The following is a 25,035-nucleotide window of genomic DNA, read 5'->3' as shown; positions in this document are numbered from 1 at the left end:
GTGAATTTTTTTATCTCACTAATTTTTTAAACAAGCGTTTAATATAAGGGTTTCTACTGATATAAGATACCCCCAGTAATCCTAAGTGAAATATGTTTAGGGTTTCTATCTTGATGCATGCTAATCTAATGAATGAATAGATGTTAAAACTAAAAAATAATAAAATTTTGGAGGTGACTAAATTGAATCCATTTCAATCTAAACGTGGCATGATTAAGGGCGTTGTAGCGGCTTGTATTTTTTCGGCTGTGAGTTCAATTGCTAGTGTTTCATATGCGCAGGCCGACAACTATCCATCAAGGCCTATTACTGTAGTAGTCCCTTTTGCAACGGGCGGACAGAATGACCGTATGTCTCGTGCAATGGCTCCATTCTTGCAAAAATATCTTGGTCAACCTATTCAGATTGTGAACAAAGGCGGTGCTGGTGCCCAATTAGGTCATACCTATTTCTTGCAGCAGCCTGATGATGGATACACCATCTTGCAAACATCTGTAAATTACATCCCCTTAAATATTGGTTTAACAAAAGCGCCATTTAAATTAGAGGATTTTGATGTTATTAACTTGCCATCAAATGATTACACCATCCTAGCTACCGCATCTGACTCAAAATTTAAGTCATTTGAAGAAGTCATGAATATGCTGAAGAAAGACCCGAAGAGTGTCAGCATTGGTGTTCAGCCTGCTTCAGCTGACCTCATGAATTTAACGCTACTGCTAAATTCCTTCAATATTGATATCAAAAATGTTCGCGTTGTCACTTTTACTGGAGGTGGCCCTGCTCGTAATGCTGTCTTAGGTGGAACCGTCGACGTGGGTCTAGTTGGAGCCGAAGGTTTCCTTCCAGTTAAGGAACGCATTCGTGGATTGGCTTTATTCGATAAAGTACGTAGTCCAGATTTTCCTAATGTACCCTCCATTGATGAGCTGGGAAAAAAATATAAATTTGTAGCCGACTATGTACCTGGCTCTCAACGCGGGTGGGTTCTGCATAGCACTATGAAAACAAAAAATCCGAAGCAGTATGCTGCGTTGGTTAAAGCGATTACCCAGGCATCTAAGGATCCGGAGTACATCAAGATAGCTAAAGCTCAGTCTTTGCCAGTTGAATGGTATGGTCCTCAGCAATCACAAAAGAATTATCTGAATGCCTCAAGTGTTCTGTTAATCAACCTTGATACCATTCGAGCGAAGTAATAGTTTTTTACGATTTTTAGCAAAGAAATAAATGAATTCAAAATTAAGATTTGATGTCGATTATGGCCATCTATTATTTATAGTCGTCATTGCTAGTTGGGTAACTTGGTACTGGATGAGTGCTAGAGCAGTTTCTTTAAGTCCAGAGAATTTGCTGATCATTCAGCCAGTATCAGCTATTGTTTTGGTATGCCTTGCTTGTATTTTGCCGCAATGTTTTCGTTCACAATCTATTCCAGATGATTTAAAGCCCGAACCCCTAAGTATGATTGAATTCATCAAAATTGTTGGGGTGATGTTAGCAATGTTTGGTTTAGTTTATGTGATGTTTACCGTTGGGTTTGATGTAGGGGTTCTATTTTTCTCCGTGATCGTATGCATGATTTGCGGTGAAAGACGCCCCTTGGTGGTCGGCATTTATGCCATTGCAACTACCTTTCTGATGGTGAAGGCTTATAAGATGCTCATTAGCTTCCCAATGCCCACTTTGTACCTATAAGATTTCTTCCCATCACGCACTTCATTAAAAGATAAAAAATGTTTGATATATCTGCATTAATGGCAGCAATCGGTCTCATGACGGGTTCATTAGATACTTGGCTGTGGGTCGTACCTGGTATTGCCATTGGTTTATTTTTCGGGGCGCTTCCTGGCGTTTCGATCACCATGGCCATGGCATTAACCTTGCCAATTTCGATGTATATGGATTTTTTATCCGCAATTATTTTCTTGACTTCAGTCTATACAGGGGCGGGGTACGGTGGATCGATTCCAGCGGTATTAATCAATATCCCCGGTACTTCTGCCGCAGTTGCAACAACCTTTGATGGCTATCCAATGGCGCGGAAGGGGATGCATAACGAAGCACTTGGTGCAGCTCTTGGTGCCTCAGTCATTGGTTCCATCATTTCTTATTTAGTGCTTTTATTTTTAGTGGTCCCGATTGCAGATCTAGTGATCAAGATTGGCCCCATTGAAATGTTTGGTATTGCTCTTTGGGGTATGTTGATGATCGGCTCATTAACTGGCCCATCGATGCTGAGAGGTTTTGTTGCTGGTGGTCTTGGGGTTTTGTTAGGCACCATCGGCATGAATACTGTGGGTTTTATTCGAGGAACCTTAGACATACCTGAGTTACTGGATGGAATCGGCCCGATTCCTGCTTTGATGGGGCTGCTTGCTTCTAGCCAATTACTAGGTCTGGTAAGCGCAAATTTTATTATTGATAATAAAAATGCAAGATCTCTCAGTGCAACGAAGATCATGGCAGGCTTTATGGCTGTCTTTAAATATAAAGTGACGATGCTCCGGGGCACTGTGATCGGAATGATTATTGGTGCCGCCCCTGGTGTAGGTGCTTCCGTATCAAATTTGCTTTCTTATTCTGATGCCAAGAGACGCTCTAGCACTCCAGAAAAGTTCGGAAAAGGCGATATCGAGGGCGTTATTGCTGCTGAGTCGGGAAATAGTAGCGGTGAAGGTGGTTCAATGGCCACCACACTTTCATTAGGTATTCCGGGTGGTGGTGCTACTGCCGTTATCTTGGCTGCCTTTGCTATGCACAATATTGTTGTCGGCCCAAGCTTTATTGATAAGAGCAAAGATTTAGTTTACGTATTGATTTTAAATAACATTGCGCAATGCTTATTCCTCATACCAGTTGGCTTAATATTTATTTACTTCGCTGGTTCGATTGTTAAGGTACCAATTCGTTTCTTAATACCAACGGTATTAATAATCTCAGTATTTGGTTGTTTTGCAACGGATGGTAATGCAGCCGGTGCTATTACTTTATGCATTTTCTCAGTCATTGGCTGGACCATGGCGCGTTACCATTACCCACCTTCAGCAATGGTGGTCGGTTTATTGTTGGGCGGAATGTTTGAGACTGAAGCGATTAAGTCTATGCAATTGAGTGCCGGTAATATTTTCTATTTCTTAGAGCGACCAGGTGGCGTTGCAATTTTTGCCCTCATTCTGCTTTCAACAGGCTACGCAGTCTTTGATAAGTTTAAAAAGAAAGCGACCCAAAGTGTTTAGATTGTATTGGGCCCGTTTGATGGGCCCTTTATCCTTTTAATGTTTATATCAATCATGGAGAGAATTTAAATGTCAAGCAACACCTCTAATAAACAGAGCCTAACAGGCTATGCGGCTCAGTTTGTTTGCGATACTCAGTTGAAGGATTTACCGGCTGATGTAATTGAGCTCGGTAAAAAATCGATGCTAGATGGTATTGGACTGGCAATTTCTGGTTCAGTTGCTAAATCTGGTGAGCTTGTTAGAAATTACTTGCAGGCACAAGGCGTCACATCGGGAACTTCCACTGTTATTGGCTCCAACATTAAAACTGCACCACGATTTGCTGCATTTGCTAACGGCGTTGGTGTTCATGCGGATGATTATGATGACACTCAATTGGCTGTTGCTGCGGATCGTGTTTATGGTTTACTTACCCATCCAACTGCTCCAGCTTTGCCGTCTGCGATAGCAGTCGGTGAGCAGTTAAATGCTAGTGGTGCCAATGTATTTCTGGCTTATCAATTAGGTGTGGAGCTTGAGTGCAAGATTGCTGAGGCCATAAACCCAAGACATTACCAAACAGGTTTCCATGCAACGGCGACCTGCGGAACATTTGCATCGGCTGCAGCTGCTGGCAAATTAATGGGTTTAAATCTAGAAACGATGCGTCGTGCACTTTCTATTGCCGGCAGTCAGTCAGCAGGATTGCGTGAGAATTTTGGAACAATGACAAAGCCATTTCATGCTGGCCGTGCATCTGAAAGTGGTGTTGTAGCTTCTGAGTTTGCCTCGATTGGCTGGACGGCAACCGATGTCATTCTGGAGTCTCCACGTGGATTTTTTAGTGCTGCTGGTGGTGGTTACGATGAGGCATCCATTCTTGGCAAACTTGGCAGTCCTTGGACTTTCTCTTTCCCTGGTGTATCAATTAAGCCGCATCCATCCGGATCTTTAACTCATCCTGGGATGACTGAATTATTAAGGCTGATTAAAGAACATCATATTCAAGCCAAGGACGTAGCATCTATGAAGGTTGGTACCAACCACAATATGCCAAATGCCTTAATTCACCACAAGCCACAAAATGAACTACAAGCCAAGTTCTCGATGGAATTCTGTATGGCTATCTTGCTGCTTGAAGGTAGAGCGGGATTGTCGGAGTTTACTGATGAGGTAGTGTTGCGTCCAGATGTGCAGGAGCTGATCTCTCGAATTGATTTTGGTGTAGACGATGAAGCTGAGCGTGCTGGTTTCCATAAAATGACAACTATCTTAACTATCAACATGAAGGATGGCAGGGTTATTCGAGGTGCCGCTGATTTTGGTAGAGGTAGCCCGGCAATACCGATGAATTATGACGAGGTGGCAGATAAGTTCCGTGAAAACTGTGAGTTTGCTCGGTTTTCTTCAAGTCGCGCCGAAGAGGTTGTCAACATCGTGCGTAGTATTGAGAGCTTGAAATCGATCAAAGAGTTAACTGCATTATTGGCGATTTAAGTTTTAAACCATGCTCTATTGATTATCCAACTAGCCAGCCTAATAGAAATGCTAACTAGTTGGATTTTTTCACTCAGTGGTCAGGCGGGATTCAGGGTTGAGGATGAAATATTTCTAAATGCAATTTAATAAATTCATACTTAAACAGAGCTTATCTGAGTTAAAGACACTATTAACAACTCCTACTGGATTGACTGGATTGCTGCTCAATATTGGACATGCGATTGATCACATGTTCTTACTCATTTTTGCAGTGGCTGTTTCTTCTATAGCCCTTGATTTTGGCTTTTCTAGCTGGGAAGATCTGATGCCCTATAGCGTTGGGGCTTTTGTATTTTTCGGTTTAGGCGCATTACCTGCTGGTCGCTTAGGTGATTTATACGGCCGACGCATCTTAATGGCGATCTTTTTCTTTGGCATGGGTATTACATCGATCCTGGTGTCGTTTTCTCAAAACGCTTGGCAATTGGCAATCGCACTTTCTTTTTTAGGTGCATTTGCCTCGATTTATCATCCTGTTGGCATTCCCATGTTGGTGCGAGATTCTCAGAGGCCGGGTAGGGTGATTGGTATTAATGGCTTAGCCGGTAATTTCGGTATTGCTATAGCTGCAATCTTGACTGGATTCCTAGTGAGTTGGATTAGCTGGCGTGCTGCCTTTTTTATTCCAGGACTATTTGCCATCATTTGCGGATTAATTTTTATTAAAGTTGCTCCGCAAGAGTCGGAGTCTCCTGCTAAGAGTAAGAGACCAAAAACATCTAATCTGTCTAAAAGTGATTTAGCTAAAGTATTTATGGTGATGACAGTAACTGCTGTGACTGGATCTGCCATTTTTACTTTCATGGTGAACGGCAATATGCAAATATTGGGCAATGGATTTAAAGGACACATTGAAAATCCTGCTGTTCTTGGTACATTGCTAGCAATTATTTATATGGTTGCTTCATTTACTCAAATTCTGGTGGGCAACTGGATAGATCGTTTTTCAATGAAGCGACTCCAATTTTGGGTTGCACTCGTACAGATTCCCTTATTAATTTTTATTGCTTACGCTGATGGCTGGATGCTATTTATTGCCTTGCTAATAGGTATGGCTTTTATATTTGGTTCTATTCCATTTAATGACACCATGATCATCCGTTACGTAGATGATCAAATACGCTCGCGTGTTGCTGGTATGCGCTACACAGTTTCTTTTGCTATCAGCTCACTGGCTGTTTGGCTATTAGGGCCTATGGTTAAGGATAAAGGCTTCTTATTTTTGCTATGGATTATGGCTGCCATTGCCCTAATCAGAGTGATTTTTATTCTTCAATTGCCCGATGACAGTAACCACCATAAAGCCAGCCAGCCTCAATAAAAGACTTATGACTAAAAACATCTGCCTTGTTTGCACAATATTATTAATATCCTTAAGTGCACCTGCCCACGCAGATAACGCGTCTCGCAATAAAGAGATCCAAGAGCGATTTGCTAAATGTGATACCAATCGTGATGGTAAGCTGACTCGCAATGAGGCCAATGGTTGCATGCCTAGGATCTATGACAATTTTAGTAGAATTGATCAGCAGAATAAAGGCTTTGTCACGGTTCAGGAAATTGAGAAAATAGCCGATCGGTAGTAGTTAACAAAGCTAAAGAGACTCTTAAACGGCTCTTTTTATTGGGGTATAGGATGACATTGCGCATTGAAGGTTTCAAGGAGTCTGTAATTGAAATTCCTTCTGATGATGGCCCCATCCACATTTCCTGTCAGACTGCTGGTAGCGGACCACCCATCTTATTACTTCATGGCTTTCCTCAAACGAAAGCAATTTGGCGGCATATTGCGCCTACATTAGCAAAGCAGTTTAATGTTGTTTTAGCAGATCTTAGGGGTTATGGCGCCTCATCAAAACCGGCTGGTGAAGGGGATCACTCTACCTATTCAAAAAGAGCGATGGCTGCTGATCAACACGCACTCATGCAGGCGCTCGGGCATCAAAAATTCTTTCTTCTAGGTCATGATCGGGGTGGTCGAGTTGCCCATCGTTTAGCGATGGATTTTCCAGATAGCGTAGCGCGTTTGATGGTATTGGATATCTCACCAACGCTCACCATGTATGAGAACACTAGTATGGCATTTGCAAAGGGGTATTGGCATTGGTTTTTCTTAATCCAGGAGCATCCCATTCCAGAAACGATGATCGGTGCTAACCCAGAGTTCTGGCTTAGAAATCATATGGGTAGACATGCTGGTATTGGAATTTTTGATTCACTACCCTGGGCTGAATATCTTGCTGGAGCAAGTAATCCAGAGTCCATGCATGCGATGTGTGAGGACTATCGTGCCGCAGCCTCAATTGATTTAATTCATGATCGTGCCGATAGAGATGCTGGTAAAAAATTGCAAATGCCCTTGAGAGTTCTGTGGGGCGAACGTGGCCTAGTCGCCAAATGTTTCTCACCAATAGATGACTGGAAGGGGGTGGCTGAGGATGTTTCTGGCAAGGCGCTGCCTTGTGGCCACTATATTCCTGAGGAGTTGCCGCTTGAGTTGCTTGAGGAGGCCGAACTCTTTTTTGCCTAATTAAGTTACTTAGATAGCTTGGGAAGTTTTTTAGAATTTGCTGGCCAATTGAGTACGATTTTAGGATCTATCTTAAGGATGCTCTTATCTTTGTCTGGATAATTCAGTCGCGACAGTAGATCTGCTATCAGGTTTAGATGAGCCAGTTTCTTATCATTTGCGCTAATTACAGTCCAAGGTGCGTTTGATGAGCTGGTGTGTTTGAGCATCTTGTCTCTTGCATCTGAGTAGGCGCCCCACATTTTTTGTGCTTTTTGATCAATCGGACTAATCTTCCATTGCTTTAATGGATCTTTTGCACGATCTTTAAGTCGTAGAGCCTGCTCCTCTTTGTTAATGTCTAGGTAATACTTGATTACTTGAATATCAGACCCAACCAATAAAGACTCAAAGTCATTCACCGTATTCATAAACTGTTTGTACTGTTCATCCGTACAAAATCCCATCACCTTTTCTACGCCGGCGCGGTTGTACCAACTGCGGTTGAATAATACGAATTCACCAGCAGTAGGAAGCTGTGCAACATACCTTTGGAAATACCATTCGCCTTCTTCGCGCGGGGAGGGCTTGCTTAAGGCAACCACTCTGCTATCCCTTGGGCTTAAATGCTCGGTAATGCTTTTAATGGACCCATCTTTGCCAGCGGTATCGCGCCCCTCAAAGATGACCAAGAGACGTTTACCTTTTTGAATAATGTGGTGCTGTAGTTTGACTAACTCAATTTGAAGTAGTCGTAAATCTGCCTCGTAAGTATGTTCCGGAACTAAAGATTTACTCACGGGCAGCTTTTACCTTAAACATATTTTTTTATTAAGCGCTTGTTGTTGGCGCAACTACTTTCACTGGAGCTTTTTTAGTAACTACTTTCTTAGCTGGAGCTTTCTTCGTAGGCGCTTTTTTAGCTGGAGCTTTTTTAGCTGCAACTTTCTTAGCTGCTACCTTTTTCGCAGGCGCTTTCTTGGCAACAACTTTCTTAGCTGGAGTTTTTTTCTCAAGCTTATCTAATGCTTTTGCAAGTTTGTCGATCAACTTCTCTCTATCGGCTTCGAGCTTGTCTAGTTTTTTTAATAATTGCTTAACTAATTTTTTCTGACTCATGATGGATCCTTTATAGAGAGCGCTATATGTAAAAACTGAATAAAAGGCTGACGCCTACCCGACGATCCTACGTTTAATTGAGATGAGTTTCAAGCGATTGTGACAGTCAGGACCACATTTAATTTGATGCTACATTGGGTCTGTATGCTCAAGACTTTATTTTCTCTCCCCCGAACCGTCTGGCTCATTGGCCTCATTAGTTTTGTGAACGATGCTGCGAGTGAGATGCTGTATCCCCTGATGCCGCTTTACCTTGCCACTGTGCTGATGGCTGGCCCTAAGGCTCTAGGACTGATTGAGGGAATTGCTGAGGCTACTTCCAGTATCTTTAAATTGATTTCTGGTGTGATTGTTGATCGCACAAAAAAGACCAAGCCTTGGATTGTGATTGGCTATTTCTTGGCTGGCATTGGCAGGCCTCTCATTGCGATCGCCAACTCTTGGACATGGGTTTTATGTATTCGCTTCACTGACCGCCTTGGCAAGGGCTTGAGAAGTTCACCTCGAGATGCCTTGTTGGCAGAGAGTATTGATCCTAAGCAGCGGGGTATTACCTTTGGTCTTCATCGTTCTATGGATAACGCAGGCGCAGTTATTGGACCCTTGATGGCAGCTTTTTTGCTATCTATAGGCATTCCATTGAGGGATATCTTTTTGTGGGCAATTATTCCGGGAGTAATTGCCGTGGGCTTGGCTCTTTGCCTTAGGGAACCGCTTCGCCAGCAAGCTGAAGTGAAGCCATTGTCATGGTCGCTTGAGGGGCTGCCACCACAATTCAAGCGTTATATTTTGGTTGCCGGTATATTTGCTTTGGCAAATTCATCCGATATGTTTTTGTTATTAAGAGCAAGAGAGCTTGGCGTACCCCAGGAGCAGATTCCTCTATTGTGGGCGGCTATCTCCCTGATTACCACCGTTTTTGGAACGCCTCTTTCGGCACTTTCGGATCGATTCAGCCGTAAGAACTTTATCCTGATTGCCTGGGCTGCGTTTGTATTCTTCTATATGGCCATGAGTTTTTCTGGCACCAGCCTATGGATGCTATATGGCTTATTTGCTATCTATGGGCTGTTTAAGGCGGCGACTGAAGGGGTGGAGAAGGCGCTGGTAGCTGACTTAGCTCCAAAGGGGATGGCGGGTACGGCTTTTGGCTGGTTCAATCTAGTGTCTGGCTTAATGCTGCTACCCGCATCGTTAATATTTGGATGGCTTTATGAATCTTTTAATCCGAGCTACGCCTTTTTGTTTTCAGGATCGTGCGCTGGAATAGCCTTTCTACTATTGGCCTTTTGGGTTTTTGGGCTCCCAGAAACACAAAAACCCAGATGAATAGCTCATCTGGGTTTATTGGAGTGCAAAGGTTTTTGCAGGATTATTCTGGGTGGAAGTTGTTGCTGGCCATAAAGCTAATGGTGCGCTCAAAGCCTAGAATGCGGATATAACGCCAAGCAATATCGCGATACTTGCTATCTAAATAGCCAATGGCGACTTCCGGCGTCCTTTTGGACAGGTCGATTTGTTCAACTGCGCGGGCCCAACTTTTAAGTCTTGTTGACATATTTGTCACCTCCATGGGCATACAACGCATGGAAAACTAGATGAGATGACAGAAATAAGTAATATTTTTAAAAAATGAGCAAAAATCGGTCAAATAAGCTTTTTTAGGGCTTCTATTTGGACATTTCTGTTGTCGTGAGCTCTTTTTTTGCTGCTTTAGCTCGTGCTTTGATTGGTTTTAGGAACATGAGTAAGCATACAAAGCCGACAGTAGCTATGGTGGTTTCTAGGGTGGCCATCCAGAAATTAGTCCCTGTTTCCAGGATGCGGACCAGGCCTTCGGTGATGTAAAGAAGGATCAGCATCGATGCCCACTGCATGGTGTAGACATTTCCTTTCCACAGCCCCGGTATGGCAAATAAGAGGGGAATAGCCTTCAGTATTAGCCAAGATCCACCAGGTCTGAGGGGGGAAACAAACCATTCCCAGGCAACGCACAAAATAAAGAGGTCAATAAAGGCTGCGGTAGCAATCAGTTGGTAGGGGTTTTTGGAGAGCCAGCTTTTAAACATAAATCCTTAAATGAGTTTGAGTGCTGCCAGAGCCAGTCTTTTACCTTGGGCTTTAGCTAAGCGTTGCTCTTCTGTGCTAATCGGTGCTCGGCCATCAGCATGAGCGAGGTGGGTGACTCCATAAGGACTGCCACCAGTCGAGGTACTCATAAGGTCCGGTTCGCTGTACGGAATCCCCATGATCATCATGCCGTGGTGAAGCAGGGGGATCATCATGGTGAGCAAAGTGCTCTCCTGTCCGCCATGCAAGCTGCCAGTACTGGTAAAGACGCAGGCTGGCTTGCCAATCAATGCGCCATTCATCCACTCCGAAGAACTGCCATCCCAGAAGTATTTCATGGGTGCGGCCATATTGCCAAATCGAGTTGGGGATCCCAGGGCTAGACCCCTACATTCTTTGAGGTCTGAGTATTCAACATAAGGAGCTCCATCAGATGGAACTGCTGCCTCTGTGGACTCACATACTGCAGATACTGGCGGAACAGTGCGCATCCGGGCATTTACTCCAGGAACGCTTTCAATGCCTTCGGCAATCAGGCGCGCCAAATCCCGGGTAGACCCATAGCGCGAGTAGTACAAAACTAAAATGTCGGATTGACTCATATTGCTCTCTTATCTCTTATGATATGGGCGATGCGCCTCATACGGAATCCTCAATTATGGCTCTCTCTTGGAAAAGAGATATGGGAGCGTAATCGCGGCCAAAATCTGAAGCAGGTCGCGGCTAGCTTAGCCTTCACTACTACGCTTTCCTTGATCCCAATGCTGACGGTAGCCTCGATTTTGATTGGGTATCTCCCCAGCGTGATTCGAATTAAGTATGCCTTTCAGGCCTGGTTGCTAGATACCTATATGCCCGGGGGTTTGAATCAGCAAGTCTTTAACTATCTTGATCAATTTTCAGCCCAAGCTAAAGGACTTACCTTAATTGGTTTGCTTGGTCTGGTGATTACGACAATCATGACAATGGCGGTGATTGAGAGTGCATTTAATCAAATTTTTCGTGTTACTCAAAGTCGCCCTATTTTAAAGAAGATAGCGATTTATTCATCCGCAACCATATTAGGCCCTATCCTCTTAGGAATTGGAACCTACTTGAGTGGCCTCCTATTTAGTGCGGCAGAGGGATGGACTGAAACCTTAAGTTTTGGTCTAGGTTTATTTGCCACGGTCGTGCCTGTTTTGCTGGCCATGTCTGTATTCTCAGTGGCTTACAAAATTCTTCCATACACCCAAATTCAATGGCGCGATGCTTTGAGTGGTGCTTTTTTTGCTGCACTTACTTTTGAGTTAATGAAGTTTGGTTTTGGTCTATTTTTAACTAATGTTGCTTTTTATAAAACCGTCTATGGCGCCTTTGCAATCTTTCCTTTGGCGCTTATTTGGATTTATCTAACTTGGTGGATTACCCTGGCCGGCGCCGTTCTGGTGGCCAACCTACCTAGTATTCGAAGTGGTTTTGTTAGGGTTATTCGTTACTGAAATACCTCATATGACCCTTGATTCCTTAGGGGCTTAAGAATATATTGTTTAAATAAGAATTCATCGTTGGAGACCGTATGAAAGTTTGTGACATATTGCGCGTGAAGGGCAGTACGCTTTTTACAGTAGCGCCAGACACTGCTTTGCAAACTGCTGTTTTGGTCATGAGTGAGCACGATATTGGCTCCTTAGTGGTAATGGAGTATGAAAAGTTAGTGGGCATCCTGACATTTCGTGAGGTCATTGCGGCTTTGGCTCAGCACCATGGCAAATTGGATGACCTTAAAGTTCGCAGCGTTATGAATGCCAAGCCGCTGACATGCAATATGGAAACAGAGATTGATGAAGTGCGCCGGATGATGTTGGTTGAGCATGCCCGCTATTTGCCGGTGATTGATCAAAAAATGCTGATGGGGGTGATTTCTTTCTACGACGTCGCTAAATCGGTTGTTGAGGCTCAGGATTTTGAAAATACCATGCTCAAGGCATACATCCGTGACTGGCCGGAAGAGCCTGAAAAGGCCTCTTCCTAAGACTGCCTAGCCCAAGGCCCCAAGCAATGACATAATGTTGGAATGTCAGGAAACACTTTAGGCCTTCTCTTTGCCGTCACCACTTTTGGTGAATCCCATGGTCCCGCGATAGGCGCCGTTGTTGATGGTTGCCCCCCAGGCATGTTCTTATGTGAGGCAGACTTACAGATTGACTTGGATCGCCGCAGGCCTGGCACATCTCGCCACGTAACACAACGTCAAGAGGCGGACAAGGTTGAAATCCTATCTGGCGTGTATGAAGGAAAAACTACTGGTACACCCATTTGCTTACTGATTCGAAATACGGATCAGCGAAGTCAAGATTACGGCAATATCCTGCAAACATTTAGACCTGGCCACGCTGACTACGCCTATCACTATAAATACGGTTTGCGCGATCCCCGAGGTGGTGGACGCTCTTCAGCAAGATTAACTGCACCCGTAGTTGCTGCGGCAGCAATTGCTAAGAAATGGCTCAAGGAACAATATGGCACTGAGTTTTATGGCTATATGAGTCAACTAGGTGAAATTGAAATTCCGTTTCAAGATGCATCATTCATTGAAGGCAATCCTTTCTTTGCTGCAAATGCAGATATCGTTCCTCAATTGGAGGCCTATATGGACTCTCTGCGTAAAGCGGGAGATTCTTGTGGTGCGAAGATCGAGGTGCGGGCGCGTAATGTACCTATTGGATTAGGTGAGCCTTTATTTGATAAGTTAGATGCCGATATTGCTCATGCCATGATGGGCATCAATGCCGTCAAAGGTGTTGAGATTGGTGCTGGCTTTAGGTCGGTATCCCAACGCGGTAGCGAGCATGGGGATGAATTACATTCGGATGGCTTCGATAGCAACCATAGTGGCGGCACCTTAGGAGGGATTAGTACCGGTCAAGATTTGCGTGTATCGATTGCAATCAAACCCACCTCTAGTATTTTGAGTCCAAAAGAATCGATTGATTTGCATGGTAAACCTATCACCGTTCAAACCAAAGGTCGTCACGATCCTTGCGTTGGTATACGGGCTACACCTATTGCGGAAGCGATGCTAGCCTTAGTATTGATTGATCACGCTTTGCGTCACCGCGCTCAGTGTGGAGATGTGGAGCATTCCGTACCGGCAATACCAGCCGGTCGTCCGGGCTCTCCAACTCATTAAAAAAAGTATCTAAGAAAAAGAAAATGACACCATCAGTGCGTTGGGCCTTCGGGTCCTTTTTCTTTTTATATTTCGCTTATGTTGGCTTAGTTTCTCCATACGCTAGCCTCTTTTTTCTCGATCGCGGTTTTAATGTGATTGAGATTGCTATCTTAATGTCTATGCTGCAAATTACCCGTATAGTAGGACCATTCTCCTGGGGATGGTTATCCGACTATTTATCTGATCGTATCGGCATCATTCGTTTTTGCTCATGCCTAGCAGCAGTTACTTTTTTATGTATCTTTTTTCTTCAAAGCTACATTAGCTTCTTCGTTTGGATGTTTGTATTGCACACTATCCTGAGTAGCTTGATGCCATTGGGTGAGTCCGCAACGGTCCATGCTTTATTTAAAGACAATTCATTCGATAAACGTTATGGTCGTTTGCGTTTATGGGGGTCGATTGGTTTTATTGCGATGGTTTTATTTGCTGGTGAGTTATTTCAGCGGAAAGGTATCGAGCTTTATCCCATTGTGGGTACGGTAATTCTGATGTGCTTGGCCTTAGTCACCTTTCGCTTACATGAGCCTAAGATGGAGCGTCGCAAGATGGTGAAAGGTGAGCTTCTGATTGTTTTATTTAATCCCGATGTGCGTTGGTTTTTGCTGTCGGGATTTTTTATGATCTTTGCGCATGCAGCTTTGTATGTTTTTTATTCTCTTTACTTGGCAGATTTGGGTTACGACAAATTCCAGATTGGTTTGTTCTGGGCATTAGGCGTAGGTGCTGAAGTGATTTTCTTTTATTTCCAAAGCAAGGTTCTGAGTCGTCTAGATGCCGAAGTAGTCTTGCAAATGGCTTTTGGTATCGGCGTCTGCCGATTTATCTTGATTGCTTTTTTTCCCCTAACCTGGGTACTGATTTTGGCTCAACTGATGCACGCTGCTACCTTTGGTGCACACCATAGTGCAGCTACTAAATTATTACAACGCTGGTTTACAGGTCCACTGCAGGCTCGAGGGCAGGCTGTAATGGCAACCGTATCTTATGGTTTAGGTGGAACACTAGGGGGTTTAGTTGCTGGCTGGTTATGGGATGCAACTCAGCCGCGCAATGTGTTTGTGATGTCAGCTCTAGCATGCGGACTAGCAGGCATGGCAATTCAGAAGCTGCGTCCGCATAATGGGTTGCAGTGAAGAGCAAGCTTACGTTGATCCGTAATTGGGGCCACCACCACCTTCTGGAGTAATCCAAATAATATTTTGGCTTGGATCCTTGATGTCGCATGTTTTGCAATGTACGCAGTTTTGCGCATTTATTTGTAATTGTGCTTGACCATCTTTTTCTACATACTCATACACGCCAGCAGGACAGTAACGTTGCTCTGGACCCGCATAGGTTTTGAGATTTAAGCCCACCGGTAGCGATGCATCTTTTAGAGTGAGATGGACTGGTTGATTCTCAGCGTGATTGGTATTCGAGATAAATACAGATGAGAGACGATCAAAAGTGATGTTGCCGTCTGGCTTTGGATAGTCGATTGGTTGATGCAGTGCTGCTGGTTCTAGGCACTCATGATCTGCATGCTTTAAGTGAATTGTCCAAGGCATATTGCCGCCCAAAAGCTTTTGCTCCAGGCCAACCATGAGTGTGCCGATATAAAGTCCTTTTGACATCCAGGGCTTAAAGTTACGCGCTTGGCTTAACTCGGTATGTAGCCAGCTATTCTTAAAGGCGCTTGGATACGCAGTTAAGATATCTGCTGAGCGATTCTCTCCAAGTGCTGCAAATGCAGCCTCGGCAGCTAGCATGCCGGTCTTGATAGCAGCGTGACTTCCCTTGATGCGTGAAGCATTTAAAAATCCAGCATCGCAACCAATGAGTGCTCCACCCGGGAATACAGTTTTAGGTAAGCTATTTAAGCCTCCAGCAGTAAGGGCTCTAGCACCATAGGCCAAGCGTTTTCCGCCTTCAAATGTCTCACGAATCTTTGGATGTAACTTATAGCGTTGGAATTCTTCAAAAGGTGAGAGATAAGGGTTTTTATAAGAAAGGCCAACTACAAGTCCTACTGCAACTTTGTTATCACCCAAGTGATACAAGAATGAGCCACCATAGGTATCACTCTCTAATGGCCAGCCTGCCGTATGAACTACTAGGCCGGGTTTACTCTTGGAGGGCTCGACTTCCCATAATTCTTTAATGCCAATGCCGTAGCTCTGAGGATCGGCATCATTATCCAATGCAAACTTGCTAATCAATTGTTTGCCTAAATGACCACGTGAACCCTCGGCAAACAGGGTGTACTTGGCGCGTAACTCCATCCCGAGTTGAAATTGATCAGTAGGCTGACCTTCTTTGTCTAAGCCCATTGCGCCAGTAATAACGCCGCAAACTGCACCTTGTTCGTTATACAGAATTTCTGCAGCAGGAAATCCTGGAAAAATTTCTACGCCTAAATTTTCAGCTTGCTGACCAAGCCAGCGCGTGACATTGGCTAGACTAACAATATAGTTACCTTCATTCTTAAAGCAGTGGGGCAACATCCAATTCGGAACTTGAAATGAACCACTCTTTGTTAGAAACAAAAATTGATCTTGGGTAACCTCGGTATCCAGTGGCGCACCTAATTCTTTCCAGTCTGGAAAGAGTTCAGTCAATGCCTTGGGGTCCATGACTGCGCCAGAGAGGATATGCGCACCAATTTCGGATCCCTTTTCAAGGACGCAGACGGTAAGCTCTTTGCCGGATACATTGGCCAGCTGCTTTGCTTTGATGGCTGCAGATAAGCCAGCTGGGCCACCTCCGACGATGACCAAGTCATAGTCCATGGATTCTCTAGGTCCAAACTGTTCGAGTAATTCCTGGGCAGTCATTTCATTTCTCCGACAATACTTAACAATAGGTGCTTAATGGATTTTGAGGATTTTTAGCATTTCTACTTCTTATTTAGCCTCTAAACATACCTATAGTTTAGTTCTAAGCTAGAAAAACTAGGTTGGTGAGCATTGCTGGTGTGGTGGGGAGCCTAAAGCGTTATGATTACTTTTTTACCTTTTTTGGCAATATTAGGACGAATTTATGAATAAAACATACCCATCGGCTGTAGATGCCTTGAGGGATATCTTGAGGGATGGTCAAAAGCTGGCTGTTGGCGGTTTTGGCCTGTGTGGAATTCCTGAGACGCTAATTCAAGCGGTAAAGGATCTTGGTGCTCAAAATTTGACGGCAATTTCCAATAATGCTGGGGTTGATGGCTTCGGTTTAGGTCTGCTATTGAATTCAAGACAAGTTAAAAAGATGATTGCCTCTTATGTTGGTGAAAACAAAGAGTTTGAGCGGCAATTTTTAGCCGGTGAGCTTGAGTTGGAATTTACTCCACAAGGAACGCTGGCAGAAAAGTTGCGTGCAGGTGGTTGCGGTATTCCTGCTTTCTATACCAAAACCGGTGTTGGCACTTTGATTGCTGAAGGCAAAGAAGAAAAGGAGTTTGACGGCGAGCGCTACATCATGGAGCATGCACTTGTTTCTGACATTTCTCTTGTTAAAGCATGGAAGGCTGATAAATCAGGTAACTTGATTTATCGCTATACCGCACGTAATTTCAATCCAGTTGTGGCTATGGCTGGCAAGATCACGGTTGCTGAAGTGGAAGAGATTGTAGAGAACGGCGAGCTCGATCCAGATCAAATTCATACTCCAGGTATTTATGTTCATCGCCTGGTTGTGAATAGTGCTCCTGAAAAACGTATTGAGCAGCGTACCTTATCTGCCTCTTAATTTAGCCTGACAGTACAGAATACAAATAGAAAGATCGATATGCCTTGGACAAGAGATGAAATGGCAGCACGGGCTGCTAAAGAATTAAGAGATGGTTACTACGTAAACCTCGGAATTGGTATGCCTACATTAGTAGCTAATCATGTACCAAAAAATATGGAAGTCTGGCTGCAATCAGAAAATGGTTTACTGGGTATCGGCCCATTTCCTACTGAGGACACCATTGATGCTGATTTGATTAATGCTGGTAAACAAACCATTACTACTTTGCCAGGCTCTTCGATATTTTCCTCAGCTGATTCCTTTGGAATGATTCGTGGCGGCAAAATCAACATCGCCATCTTGGGAGCAATGCAAGTGAGTGAGTATGGTGACTTAGCCAACTGGATGATTCCTGGGAAAATGGTTAAGGGTATGGGTGGTGCGATGGATTTGGTAGCAGGTGTAAAGCATGTGGTGGTAATGATGGAGCACGTTGCTAAGAAAAAAGACGGCACGGAAGAGTTGAAGATTCTGCCTAAATGTACATTGCCATTAACTGGTGTACGTGTGATTAGCCAAATCATTACTGATCTCTGCGTTTTAGATGTCACTCCTGGTGGTTTGAACTTGGTTGAATTGGCTCCTGGCGTAACTAAAGAAGAGGTGATTGCCAAAACAGGTGCTCCTGTTGATACCTCGCGCTTTTAACCCTTTTCATCGGATAGTGAAATAATGGGGTCATTGACCCCATTTCTATTTCTAAAGAGTCTTTTATGAGTGCTGTAGACCATTCGCTTCACGCACACAAGCAGGGTGATGCTAAGCACTCTCATGCAAAAGAAGTCTCCAATCAAAATTTATTATTAATTGCCCTAGTGCTGACTCTGGGTTTTTCCGGAGTGGAGGGGGCAGCAGCTTATTTCGCTAATTCACTAGCCCTGATATCAGATGCAGGTCATATGGTGACGGATGCAGCCGCATTGGGATTGGCTTTATTAGCTCAAATTATTTCTAGACGTCCCCCTTCGCCAAAGCATTCTTTTGGGTTTGGGCGTGCGGAGGCATTAGCTGCCTTTGTAAATAGTATTGCGATGTTGGCTTTAGTGGTGTGGATTGTGGTGGAAGCGGTAAGCCGATTTTATGATCCTCACCAAGTGGATGGATTGACAGTTACAGTTGTAGCCGCAATTGGTTTGCTAATGAATATCGTAGTGGCATGGGTACTTTCACGTGATAAGAAAAGTGTGAATACTCGCGCCGCCTTAGTGCATGTCATGGGGGATTTATTGGGCTCCGTAGCTGCTCTAATCGCTGGCGTGGTTATTCAGCTTACCGGTTGGATGCCGATCGATGCAATTCTTTCTATCCTCGTCTCGTTACTGATCTTGAAATCCACTATTTCTATCTTGCGCGAGTCTTATCATTTTTTAATGGAAGGTGTTCCACTACACATTGATTATCTTGAAGTCGGTCGGGATTTAAAAAAGGTCTCAGGTGTACTGGCGGTTCATGATTTACATGTTTGGGAAATGACGCCTAGCTTCCCAGCTTTGATTGGTCATATTGAAATTGAGCGTATAAATGATTGGCCAGAAATCATGGCTCGTATTAACGAGATGCTTTTAAATAAACATGGTATTGATCATGTAACCCTGCAGCCCGAAATTTCGGCCATGGTGAATGAATATACGCACGATGAACGGCTCACAGATGAAATTAAACAATCTGATGTAATTCATCACGGCGATACTTTTTATGTGGCTTGCACCAGTGGTGACGATTCCCATCGTATGGCGTATCACGCCTGGGGAAATCCCAATAATCCAAAGGTCTTGATCTGCGTTCATGGTCTAACCCGAAGGGGCAGTGACTTTATCACCCTAGCAGAGGCGATGAGTAAAGATTATTACGTTGTCTGTCCTGATGTGGTGGGTCGAGGTGATTCCGATCGATTAAAGAATCCAATGCTCTATGCTGTTCCCCAATATGTTGCCGATATGTCGAGTTTGATTGCACATTTAGGCGTCTCTCAAGTGGATTGGTTTGGAACTTCCATGGGTGGTCTGATTGGTATGGTCTATGCCTCAATGCCCAAGAATCCGATTCGTCGAATGTTGATTAATGATGTGGGCCCACGCATTGAACCTGAGGCCATTAAGCGCTTGGGTTCCTATGTAGGTCAGCCATTTGGCTTTACCAATCGTGCTGATGCATTGCAGCGTTTGAATGAGATCTGCGCTTCATTTGGCGCTCATACTGCAGAAGAGTGGGAGATTTATAACGGCCCAATGCTAGTGCAAAAAGATGGTCTTTGGGCAATGCACTATGACCCAGATATTTCTGTACCGTTTGCATCAGTCAATCCCATCATGGCAAAAGCGGGAGAAATGGCAATGTGGCATGCATTCAAGCAAATTCACATCCCGATGCTGATCGTACGAGGTGGCGACTCAGATTTACTCTCAGCTAAAACAGTAGCTGAGATGTGTAAGGTCAATCCCTATATTCGGAGTATTGAAATTCCGGGGGTAGGGCATGCGCCTGCTTTTGTTAAGTCAGAGCAAATTGCTTTAGCAAAAGAATTCTTTAGTTAAGGATTTCAGTCGCCTATGTCAAATATTGGCAATGCATCTGAGAGCATCAAAATTATTGATGGCTGGTATGGTGAGCCTTCCGAAAACCATGCTGCTGGCGTTTTTAGTATTCTCAAACAACTTCATCTAGACGAAGCAACGCTAACTGCTGCAGGCAATATTGCACGCACTCATGGCAAAGAATCACTCACCAAACTCATTGGTGATGAATCAGCCAGACTACTGATTGGGTACCGCGGCCTAAGGCAGGCTCAAGCCAAGCTTGTACGTAACGATGGCGGTCTAAGTATTTCTGGGCAAGAAGAAATGCTTAGAAAGATGTTGCTCGCCTTTGGCGATGATTTGCGCGTCGTTCTGATTTATCTTGCCTCTCGCCTACAAACGCTGCGTTGGATTACTCAAGAAAAGATGGAGATGCCTAAAGCTTGGGCGCAAGAGATTCTGAATATAGATGCAAGTCTTGCTAATCGCCTCGGGATTTGGCAAATGAAATGGGAAATGGAGGACTTGGCGTTTCGAGTTCTATCTCCACAAATCTATCGGAACATTGCCAAGATGTTGGATGGCAAACGCATAGAGCGTGAATTCTTTATTGAGCAAATTGTGAAAAGGCTCAAAGAGGAATTAAATGCTGCTCATATTCAGGGTGAGATTCAGGGTCGCCCAAAGCATATTTACAGTATCTGGAAAAAGATGCAGGGTAAGTCACTCGACTTTGCCAATCTTTATGATGTTAGAGCATTCAGGGTTTTAGTCGATGACGTCAAAGCCTGTTACGCTATTTTGGGAATAGTTCATAACATTTGGCAGCCAGTACCACGTGAATTTGATGACTATATTGCTAGGCCAAAACCCAATGGCTATCAATCTTTGCATACCGTAGTGATGGATGAGCATGGCACCGCATTTGAGATTCAGGTGCGTACCAATGAAATGCATCAACAGGCCGAGTATGGCTTAGCTGCACATTGGCGCTATAAGGAGGGCGCTTATATTGGTGCTGCAACTCCGCCGAAAAATAAGTCCAACGATCCAAATCTAAGCCATCAAACTGGCACACATAGTGCGGCAGTAGCCTATGAGCGTCAGATTGCTTGGGCAAGACAGCTTATCTCCTGGAAGGAGGATGCTTGGGAGCAACTTAAGCATCATGAGATTGATGATCATATTTATGTTCTCACTCCACTGGGAAAGGTGATTTCATTGGAGAAGGGCTCATCTCCTATTGACTTTGCTTATGCAGTTCACACTGACCTCGGTCATCGCTGTCGCGGTGCTCGCGTTGACGGTGCGATGGTGCCACTGGATACACCGCTCCAAAATGGTCAAACCATTGAAATCATCGCTGTGAAGCATGGCGGCCCCTCGCGAGACTGGATTAGTCCTGGCAGAAATTACTTGCGATCACAGCGTGGCCGTACTCGAGTACGTGCTTGGTTTAATGCTTTGGATGATGAAGAGGCGGGAGCTAAATCCATCATCAGCAAAGAAGAGCAAAAGCCTGAGACTAAGGTGATTGCACCTGCTCCAGAAATTATTCTTAAACAAAGTACCCAAAAGCAGGGCCACGTAGGCGATGTATTGGTGGTTGGAGTGGATTCACTGTTGACGCAGTTGGCGCGTTGTTGTCGACCTGTCCCCCCTGATGCGATTGCCGGTTTTGTGACTCAAGGTCGTGGAGTATCAATTCATCGCCGATCTTGCAAAACTTTTAGGGGTCTCCTGGATCGCGCTCCTGAACGTGTAATCCAAACAGCCTGGAATGAATCTAGCCTTGAAACGGTGACTAGAAATGAGGTTAAACGAGTATTTCCAGCGGATTTGGCGGTAACCGGCCTAGATCGCCCTGAGCTCATGCGTGAACTATTTGAGATTCTGACAAGGCAAGGTATTCACGTCATTGATTTGCGTAAATCCGCCAAAAGAGGCCTTGCTCAAATACTGTTGACCGTAGAAATTAAGGACTCGGAAGCCTTGCGCTTAGTTCAAAATAGCCTCGAAGAGGTCAAAGGGGTGACCCAAGTGCGCCGCCGGTGATAAACTCTATGTCGATATAGGCTCGTAGCTCAGCTGGTTAGAGCACCACCTTGACATGGTGGGGGTCGTTGGTTCGAGTCCAATCGAGCCTACCAACGAATAAAGACCCAAAAGTGCGCGGTTGCCCAAAAGCTTCCGCGCTTTCTTTTTGGTGGGTGTTATGCAGTACATCAGTCAATTGGCTGAATCTTAATAAGATGGAGTGGTCATGCTTGTAGTTACTCTGCCAGATGGATCTAAACGTGAGTTTGATGCTCCCGTGCGCGTTCTTGATGTTGCCCAAAGCATTGGAAGTAGTCTAGCCAAAGCTGCCCTTGGCGGCATTGTTGATGGCAAGATGGTTGATGCCAGCTTTGTTATCGATAAAGATAGTCAATTGGCCATCATCACCGATAAGAGCCCAGAGGCTCTCGATATTGTGCGTCACTCCACTGCACACTTATTGGCTTATGCCGTTAAAGAACTCTTCCCGGATGCGCAGGTCACAATCGGGCCTGTGATCGACAACGGTTTTTATTACGACTTCTCATTTCATCGTCCATTTACTCCGGAAGATCTAGTCGCAATTGAACGGAAAATGGCGGAGCTTGCTAAAAAAGACGAGCCAGTAACTCGTACGGTGATGCCGCGCGATGAGGCTGTCAAGTTTTTCAAAGATCAAGGCGAAAACTATAAGGCAGAAATTATTACTAGCATTCCGCAAGGTGAGGATGTTTCTTTGTACACGGAAGGGAAGTTCACCGACTTATGTCGCGGACCCCACGTGCCATCTACTGGCAAACTAAAGGTATTTAAGCTTCTCAGCGTTGCTGGTGCTTACTGGCGTGGTGATAGTAAGAATGAGATGCTACAGCGGATCTATGGCACAGCTTGGCTGAAAAAAGAAGATCAAGATGCGCATTTACATATGCTGGAAGAAGCTGAGAAGCGTGATCATCGTCGCCTTGGTAAGTTCTTAGATTTATTTCACTTTCAACCTGAGGCACCAGGTTTAATTTTCTGGCATCCAAAAGGCTGGTCTATTTGGCAAGAGGTTGAGCAGTACATGCGCCGCGTTTATCAGCGCGAAGGTTATCAAGAAGTGAAGGCTCCACAAATTCTCGATCGTGGATTGTGGGAGAAGTCTGGTCACTGGGATAACTACAAAGAAAATATGTTTACGACCGAGTCGGAGAATCGTGCTTACGCATTAAAGCCGATGAACTGTCCAGGACACGTGCAGATTTTTAATTCCGGCTTACATAGTTATCGTGAGTTGCCATTGCGTTACGGTGAGTTTGGTCAGTGCCACCGCAATGAACCCTCAGGCGCATTGCATGGCTTGATGCGTGTTCGTGGCTTCACACAAGATGATGGCCATATTTTTTGCACCGAAGATCAGATTCAGTCAGAAGTAGCTGCATTTGATAAGGCGGTTCGTGAGGTCTATCAGGATTTTGGTTTTACTGAAGTCGCTGTCAAGCTAGCCTTGCGCCCGGCAAAACGCGTTGGTGATGATGCGATTTGGGATAAGGCCGAGGCTGCTTTGCGTGGCGCCTTGACTGCCTCAGGCCAAGAGTGGGAAGAATTGCCAGGCGAGGGCGCTTTTTATGGTCCAAAGATCGAATATCACCTCAAGGACTCGATTGGGCGTACTTGGCAGTGCGGCACGATCCAGGTGGATTTCTCAATGCCGGCCCGCTTAGGTGCCGAATACGTTACAGAAGAGAATACTCGTAAGGCCCCAGTAATGCTTCACAGGGCAATTGTGGGATCCTTGGAGCGTTTTATTGGTATTTTGATCGAAAACCATGCCGGAAATATGCCAGTTTGGCTCGCCCCGACCCAGGCTGTAGTCCTCAATATCTCCGATAATTCCGCTGCCTACGCACAAAAAGTCCAGCAATCTCTGAAAAAACAAGGGTTTAGAGTTGAATCTGATTTGCGAAATGAGAAAATTACGTATAAAATACGCGAGCACGCATTACAGAAGCTCCCATTTTTGTTAGTTGTAGGGGATAAAGAAGCAGAAAGTAATTCGGTGGCCGTTCGTGCCCGTGGCGGAGTGGATTTAGGTGTAATGCCTCTTGATGCCTTCGTTGCCCGACTCCAGCAGGATATTTCCCAGAAAGTCGGACCCGAGCCTAGCTAGGGGTGGAATGGTTTTTATTGTTTTTTTAAAGGAATTAAGAAGATCGCTACTGATAAATCGCAGCGCATAAACCGGGAGATTACGGCTCCTGAAGTGCGTCTGATTGGACTGGATGGAGAACCCATCGGTGTAGTTAAGTTGAGTGAAGCCTTGGCTTTGGCGGAAGAGAAAGAGACCGATTTGGTTGAAATTGCTCCGACTGCTGTGCCACCTGTAGTCCGGATCATGGACTTCGGCAAATTCAAGTACCAAGAAGCCAAACGTTTGCATGAAGCAAAGCTCAAGCAAAAAGTGATTCAGGTGAAGGAAGTGAAGTTCCGCCCTGGCACAGATGATGGTGACTATGGTGTGAAGCTACGCAATCTAATCCGCTTTTTGGAAGATGGCGATAAGACAAAGATTACGCTGCGGTTTCGGGGTCGTGAAATGGCTCACCAAGAAATCGGAGTCAGAATGTTGGAGCGCCTGAAGTTGGACTTGCAAGAGCATGGCCAAGTCGAGCAGTTTCCAAAGATGGAAGGCCGCCAGATGGTGATGGTATTGGCCCCCATTCGTAAGGCTAAGTAACTAGGTCCTACCTGGTTCTTATGTAGGGAGGAGTCGCAAGACTCTGGCAGTTTGAAGTGCTTCTAGGTACAGGAAGCGTAACCGTCGGTTACCACCTATGTTGCACAAGTAATTGAAGGGGTGCTTTATGCCCAAGATGAAGAGCAAGAGTAGCGCTAAAAAGCGCTTCACGGTTCGCGCAGGCGGAACGATCAAACGAGGTCAGGCTTTCAAACGCCATATCCTCACCAAGAAGACCACAAAGAACAAGCGTCATTTGCGTGGTTCCACAGAAGTTGCGAAGGCAGACGTTAAGTCAATTCGCTCTATGCTTCCATACGCTTAACCTCAGA

General features: G+C 44.8%; 24 protein-coding genes and 1 tRNA gene. 19 read left to right on the top strand and 6 right to left on the bottom strand.

All coding sequences use genetic code 11. The features are described from left to right. The first annotated feature begins 182 nt into the window (after positions 1-182). From ICN43_RS07860 to ICN43_RS07835, 6 genes are all read left to right on the top strand, one after another. Positions 183-1,199, top strand: a complete 1,017-nt coding sequence (locus ICN43_RS07860) for a tripartite tricarboxylate transporter substrate binding protein (protein WP_216198407.1) — start codon at positions 183-185, stop codon at positions 1,197-1,199. Between the two features lie 31 nt (positions 1,200-1,230). After that, positions 1,231-1,698, top strand: a complete 468-nt coding sequence (locus tag ICN43_RS07855; RefSeq protein WP_216198405.1) for a hypothetical protein — start codon at positions 1,231-1,233, stop codon at positions 1,696-1,698. 38 nt (positions 1,699-1,736) lie between these two features. Further along, positions 1,737-3,239 carry a tripartite tricarboxylate transporter permease gene (locus tag ICN43_RS07850; protein WP_216198403.1) on the top strand — a complete coding sequence of 501 codons (1,503 nt, stop codon included), beginning with the start codon at positions 1,737-1,739 and terminating at the stop codon, positions 3,237-3,239. 69 nt (positions 3,240-3,308) lie between these two features. Next, positions 3,309-4,718, top strand: a complete 1,410-nt coding sequence (locus tag ICN43_RS07845) for an MmgE/PrpD family protein (RefSeq protein WP_216198401.1) — start codon at positions 3,309-3,311, stop codon at positions 4,716-4,718. Positions 4,719-4,836: 118 nt separating this feature from the next. Beyond that, entirely contained in the window at positions 4,837-6,081 is a 1,245-nt protein-coding gene (locus ICN43_RS07840; RefSeq protein ID WP_216198399.1) for an MFS transporter, read from the top strand. 315 nt (positions 6,082-6,396) lie between these two features. After that, complete coding sequence (locus ICN43_RS07835) at positions 6,397-7,290, top strand: alpha/beta hydrolase (protein ID WP_216198397.1); 894 nt, start codon at positions 6,397-6,399, stop codon at positions 7,288-7,290. 5 nt (positions 7,291-7,295) lie between these two features. Here ICN43_RS07835 and ppk2 read toward each other — a convergent pair whose 3' ends face one another. Beyond that, a complete protein-coding gene (ppk2, locus tag ICN43_RS07830) occupies positions 7,296-8,069 on the bottom strand; it encodes a polyphosphate kinase 2 (protein ID WP_370623170.1) in 774 nt (257 codons plus the stop codon). A 31-nt stretch (positions 8,070-8,100) separates the two neighbouring features. Continuing rightward, entirely contained in the window at positions 8,101-8,388 is a 288-nt protein-coding gene (locus ICN43_RS07825; protein WP_216198395.1) for a serine/threonine protein kinase, read from the bottom strand. A gap of 126 nt (positions 8,389-8,514) precedes the next feature. Between ICN43_RS07825 and ICN43_RS07820 the strand changes: the two genes are divergently transcribed. Continuing rightward, a complete protein-coding gene (locus tag ICN43_RS07820; protein ID WP_216198393.1) occupies positions 8,515-9,717 on the top strand; it encodes an MFS transporter in 1,203 nt (400 codons plus the stop codon). A 43-nt stretch (positions 9,718-9,760) separates the two neighbouring features. On the opposite strand, the gene ICN43_RS07815 is transcribed toward ICN43_RS07820, so the two are convergent. The 3 genes from ICN43_RS07815 to wrbA all read right to left on the bottom strand — a co-directional run bounded on the left by ICN43_RS07815 (position 9,761) and on the right by wrbA (position 11,060). After that, complete coding sequence (locus ICN43_RS07815; RefSeq protein WP_216198391.1) at positions 9,761-9,946, bottom strand: hypothetical protein; 186 nt, start codon at positions 9,944-9,946, stop codon at positions 9,761-9,763. A 112-nt stretch (positions 9,947-10,058) separates the two neighbouring features. Next, a complete protein-coding gene (locus tag ICN43_RS07810) occupies positions 10,059-10,457 on the bottom strand; it encodes a DUF2069 domain-containing protein (RefSeq protein WP_216198389.1) in 399 nt (132 codons plus the stop codon). Positions 10,458-10,463: 6 nt separating this feature from the next. Next, positions 10,464-11,060 (bottom strand): NAD(P)H:quinone oxidoreductase, encoded by a 597-nt coding sequence (wrbA, locus tag ICN43_RS07805; protein WP_216198387.1) that lies wholly within the window; start codon positions 11,058-11,060, stop codon positions 10,464-10,466. 30 nt (positions 11,061-11,090) lie between these two features. Here wrbA and ICN43_RS07800 point away from each other — a divergent pair, with 30 nt between their 5' ends. The 4 genes from ICN43_RS07800 (at position 11,091) to ICN43_RS07785 (ending at position 14,808) form a co-directional block, all read left to right on the top strand. After that, the gene (locus ICN43_RS07800; RefSeq protein WP_216198385.1) at positions 11,091-11,939 is read left to right on the top strand and encodes a YhjD/YihY/BrkB family envelope integrity protein; all 849 of its coding nucleotides are present in this window, start codon (positions 11,091-11,093) and stop codon (positions 11,937-11,939) included. 77 nt (positions 11,940-12,016) lie between these two features. Beyond that, positions 12,017-12,472: a CBS domain-containing protein gene (locus ICN43_RS07795; protein WP_216198383.1), complete on the top strand. Its 456-nt coding sequence runs from the start codon at positions 12,017-12,019 to the stop codon at positions 12,470-12,472. 42 nt (positions 12,473-12,514) lie between these two features. Continuing rightward, a complete protein-coding gene (gene aroC / locus ICN43_RS07790) occupies positions 12,515-13,630 on the top strand; it encodes a chorismate synthase (protein ID WP_216198381.1) in 1,116 nt (371 codons plus the stop codon). A gap of 23 nt (positions 13,631-13,653) precedes the next feature. After that, positions 13,654-14,808 carry an MFS transporter gene (locus ICN43_RS07785; protein WP_216198379.1) on the top strand — a complete coding sequence of 385 codons (1,155 nt, stop codon included), beginning with the start codon at positions 13,654-13,656 and terminating at the stop codon, positions 14,806-14,808. Positions 14,809-14,817: 9 nt separating this feature from the next. On the opposite strand, the gene ICN43_RS07780 is transcribed toward ICN43_RS07785, so the two are convergent. Further along, positions 14,818-16,488 carry an electron transfer flavoprotein-ubiquinone oxidoreductase gene (locus ICN43_RS07780; RefSeq protein WP_216198377.1) on the bottom strand — a complete coding sequence of 557 codons (1,671 nt, stop codon included), beginning with the start codon at positions 16,486-16,488 and terminating at the stop codon, positions 14,818-14,820. A 205-nt stretch (positions 16,489-16,693) separates the two neighbouring features. On the opposite strand from ICN43_RS07780, the gene ICN43_RS07775 reads away from it, so the two are divergent. The 8 genes from ICN43_RS07775 (at position 16,694) to rpmI (ending at position 25,028) form a co-directional block, all read left to right on the top strand. Next, positions 16,694-17,392: a CoA transferase subunit A gene (locus ICN43_RS07775; protein ID WP_216198375.1), complete on the top strand. Its 699-nt coding sequence runs from the start codon at positions 16,694-16,696 to the stop codon at positions 17,390-17,392. 39 nt (positions 17,393-17,431) lie between these two features. Beyond that, positions 17,432-18,082 (top strand): CoA transferase subunit B, encoded by a 651-nt coding sequence (locus ICN43_RS07770; protein WP_216198373.1) that lies wholly within the window; start codon positions 17,432-17,434, stop codon positions 18,080-18,082. 65 nt (positions 18,083-18,147) lie between these two features. Further along, complete coding sequence (locus ICN43_RS11265; RefSeq protein ID WP_216198371.1) at positions 18,148-19,968, top strand: alpha/beta fold hydrolase; 1,821 nt, start codon at positions 18,148-18,150, stop codon at positions 19,966-19,968. Positions 19,969-19,983: 15 nt separating this feature from the next. Continuing rightward, entirely contained in the window at positions 19,984-22,005 is a 2,022-nt protein-coding gene (locus ICN43_RS07760) for a bifunctional (p)ppGpp synthetase/guanosine-3',5'-bis(diphosphate) 3'-pyrophosphohydrolase (RefSeq protein WP_216198369.1), read from the top strand. 18 nt (positions 22,006-22,023) lie between these two features. Further along, a tRNA-Val gene (locus ICN43_RS07755) sits at positions 22,024-22,100 on the top strand. Between the two features lie 113 nt (positions 22,101-22,213). Then, positions 22,214-24,136, top strand: coding sequence for a threonine--tRNA ligase (gene thrS / locus ICN43_RS07750; protein WP_216198367.1), 1,923 nt, complete (start codon positions 22,214-22,216; stop codon positions 24,134-24,136). Between the two features lie 42 nt (positions 24,137-24,178). Then, the gene (gene infC / locus ICN43_RS07745; protein WP_215303837.1) at positions 24,179-24,703 is read left to right on the top strand and encodes a translation initiation factor IF-3; all 525 of its coding nucleotides are present in this window, start codon (positions 24,179-24,181) and stop codon (positions 24,701-24,703) included. A 127-nt stretch (positions 24,704-24,830) separates the two neighbouring features. Next, complete coding sequence (rpmI, locus tag ICN43_RS07740) at positions 24,831-25,028, top strand: 50S ribosomal protein L35 (protein WP_011902674.1); 198 nt, start codon at positions 24,831-24,833, stop codon at positions 25,026-25,028. Positions 25,029-25,035: the final 7 nt, after the last annotated feature.

The sequence above is a fragment of the Polynucleobacter sp. UK-Mo-2m-Kol15 genome (assembly GCF_018881505.1).
Taxonomy (GTDB): Bacteria; Pseudomonadota; Gammaproteobacteria; order Burkholderiales; family Burkholderiaceae; genus Polynucleobacter.
This window is presented reverse-complemented; position numbering and strand designations above follow the sequence as displayed.